Below are 1,322 nucleotides of genomic sequence, written 5' to 3'. Positions count from 1 at the left end.
TTTCATATTACTAATTTATATTCATATTTTATTCATCTTATGAAGATAGACATTAAAAATTGAATAGTCAAGAAATAATGAATATAATTTCAAATATACTTATTACATATTCAATATGAGGAAAATGCATAATGCATGACAACACACTAGGTGAACATATTTTAAATATTATTCAAAATCACGAAATTTTAGAGCAGAGCGATTTACAGACCTTGCTTAAAGAAAGAGGGCACAACATTCCTCAGGCTACTTTATCAAGAAAATTAAAAAAACTTAAAATTGCCAAAGTTGCTGGTATGTATAAAGTAATTGACATCAACCAATATCGATTACCATTAATACTTAATATGCAAATTTCGGATTTTGGTTTAATAGTACTACACACTCAACCAGGACAAGCTAGCAGCCTAGCTTACTTTCTAGATCAGAAGTATGTTATTTATTCATTAAATAATAGCAAAAACATAGGAATTATAGGAACTATAGCAGGTGATGATACAGTATTATTGATCATCAAAAGTAAGGCTGAACTTAACAAAGTATTACAATCAATTTATGAAACATTTCCATATTTAAGTCCTGAATAAGAATGTTGTAAGTTAAAAATGTGATATAAAGGAGATAAGAGGGATTTCTTTGTTTAAATCTTTGTCTTCTTTTTTTCAATATACCTACATATCAGAATGGACAATTCATATAGAATCAGCATAGGTATTGCAAGCCCTACTTGGCTTAATACATCAGGTGGAGTTAAGATTGCAGCGATAATAAAAATTACCACTATCGCGATTCTGCGTTTATTTGACAAACTTTGTGTAGTGAGTAACCCTACTCTCACCATTAATGTGAGTATTACTGGAATTTGAAATGCAGTGCCAAAAGCAAACATAAATTGGAGAACGAGGTCTAAATATTCGCTAACTGATGGCATAAACTCTATTGGTATACCGAAAGATTTCCCACTATGTTCAAAAGTGATGAAAAACTTCCAGGCTAAAGGAAATATATAGTAATAGACTACAGTAGCTCCCGTTACAAATAAAACCGGTGTTGCAATCAAGTATGGCAACAACACTGCCCTTTCACTTTTATATAACCCAGGTGCTAAGAACATATAAAATTGCCATGCAAACACAGGAAAAGAAAACAAAAGTGCGCTCATTATTGCAACTTGGAGATACACAAAAAATGCCTCTGTTAAGTCTGTGTAAATTAAAGAAAAACCCTCGCTACCTTTTGTTGCTTCTATTAAAGGTGCGAGTAAAAAACGGTATATATTTTCCTTAAAGTAATAACAAAAACCAAAAGCAACGCAAAAAAAT

General features: G+C 31.2%; 2 protein-coding genes (1 of these 2 cut by a window edge). One reads left to right on the top strand and one right to left on the bottom strand.

Features of this window, described 5'->3' with window-relative positions:
• Positions 1-131 precede the first annotated feature (131 nt).
• Positions 132-587: an arginine repressor gene (locus tag WG67_RS01920; protein ID WP_010081874.1), complete on the top strand. Its 456-nt coding sequence runs from the start codon at positions 132-134 to the stop codon at positions 585-587.
• A 53-nt stretch (positions 588-640) separates the two neighbouring features.
• Here the strand turns inward: WG67_RS01920 and tatC are convergent, their stop codons facing one another.
• On the bottom strand, positions 641-1,322 hold the 3' portion of the coding sequence (gene tatC / locus WG67_RS01915; protein ID WP_070356819.1) for a twin-arginine translocase subunit TatC. The gene runs 80 nt beyond the window's last position; only the last 682 of its 762 coding nucleotides appear in the window; its start codon lies beyond the right edge, outside the window; the stop codon is at positions 641-643.

The organism is Wolbachia endosymbiont of Drosophila incompta (genome assembly GCF_001758565.1).
Taxonomy (GTDB): domain Bacteria; phylum Pseudomonadota; class Alphaproteobacteria; order Rickettsiales; family Anaplasmataceae; genus Wolbachia; species Wolbachia pipientis.
Note: the sequence above shows the minus strand (reverse complement) of the source record. Positions and strands in the feature narration are given on the sequence as shown.

Excerpts from the sequence above, each read along its gene's own strand:
- WG67_RS01920 (WP_010081874.1), top strand. The coding sequence starts at position 132 with ATGCATGACAACACACTAGGTGAACATATTTTAAATATTATTCAAAAT.